The organism is Streptomyces anandii JCM 4720, assembly GCF_014650655.1.
GTDB classification, from domain to species: Bacteria; Actinomycetota; Actinomycetes; order Streptomycetales; family Streptomycetaceae; genus Streptomyces; species Streptomyces anandii.
This window is the reverse complement of record NZ_BMVJ01000001.1, coordinates 480,128-481,238: the sequence shown is the minus strand read 5'-3', so window position 1 is coordinate 481,238 and position 1,111 is coordinate 480,128. Positions and strand designations below refer to the sequence as shown.

General features: G+C 75.3%; 3 protein-coding genes. All 3 read right to left on the bottom strand.

Annotated features, from left to right (window positions below; translation table 11 throughout):
* On the bottom strand, positions 1 to 386 hold a 386-nt coding region (locus IE249_RS35910; RefSeq protein ID WP_229857258.1), incomplete at its 3' end, for a thiamine phosphate synthase.
* 109 nt (positions 387 to 495) lie between these two features.
* The gene (locus IE249_RS02180; RefSeq protein WP_189703026.1) at positions 496 to 861 is read right to left on the bottom strand and encodes an Rv2175c family DNA-binding protein; all 366 of its coding nucleotides are present in this window, start codon (positions 859 to 861) and stop codon (positions 496 to 498) included.
* A 126-nt stretch (positions 862 to 987) separates the two neighbouring features.
* Positions 988 to 1,111 (bottom strand): oxidoreductase C-terminal domain-containing protein (locus tag IE249_RS35905; RefSeq protein WP_308434300.1); only part of this gene is annotated, 124 nt, incomplete at its 5' end.

Sequence of the window (1,111 nt, the reverse complement as noted above, 5' to 3'; positions counted from 1 at the left end):
GCGGCGGCCCCGGCCTCCGCCTCGGAGTGGGTGGAACGGCCGATCAGGACCTGGTCGCCGAGGATCGCCCGCGCGGCGGGGACGGGCAGGTCGCCCTGGCCGAGGTGCAGCACGCCGGCGCGGGCGGCGTGGGCGACGTCCGCGCGGTCGTTGACCGCGAGCAGTCCGCCGTGCCGGGCGCAGGCGTCGGCGAAGACCTCCAGGTGCTCCAGCTCCTCGGCGGCCTCCATGCCCTTGTCCCGCAGCTGCACGATGTCGACACCGGCGGACAGCACGGCGTCGAGGAACTCGGGCAGGTCGCCCTGGCGCGTGCGCGCGTCCGTGCACAGGTAGAGCAGGGCGCCGGCGAGGCGGTCGCGGGCGGTGGCCGTGGCGGCGTCGGACATGGGTGGTTCCCCCCGGATCTGCGGTGCGGTGTGCGGCCGGGCACCGGCCCGGCCGCGACCCGGGGGCCACGGCCCGGCGGCCGGCGCCGGACGGTTCTTCCGATCAGGGTCAGACGGCGAGCGCCTGGGCGCGGCGCTTCACCTCCGTGCCGCGATTCTCGCCGAGCGCCTGCGCGGGGGTGCCGGGCAGGGTCGGGTCGGGGGTGAAGAGCCACTCGATCATCTCTTCGACCGTGAAGCCGTCGTCCCGGAGCAGGGTCAGGGTCCCGGACAGGCCCTTGACCACCTTGTCCCCGTCGATGAAGGCGGCGGGGACGTGCAGTGCGCGGTTCTCGCCGCGGCGTACGGCGATCAGCTGGCCGTCCTTGACCAGCTGCCGCACGCGCGTCACCTCGACGTCCATCTGTTCGGCGATGTCGGGGAGGGTGAGCCAGGCGGGGACGAGAGCATCGATCTTTGCGTCAATCTCGGTCACGGCAACAAGCCTGCCATCTGCCACTGACACTCGGAAGCCGGGCCCGTCCACCCGAGGGCCGCGCGGGTGCCGCCCGGGGCTCGCGCGGCACCCGCGCGGGAGCTCGGGAGACACCCGCGCGGGAGCTCAGGCGGTGGCCGCCTTCAGGGGCCGCGACGGGTCGGCGAGCAACTCGGCGTCCATCGGCGTGCCGGCCTCGATCAGCCGGCGGCCCTGGGCCAGGTCGCGCGGCCGGCCGACCGCCAGCAGG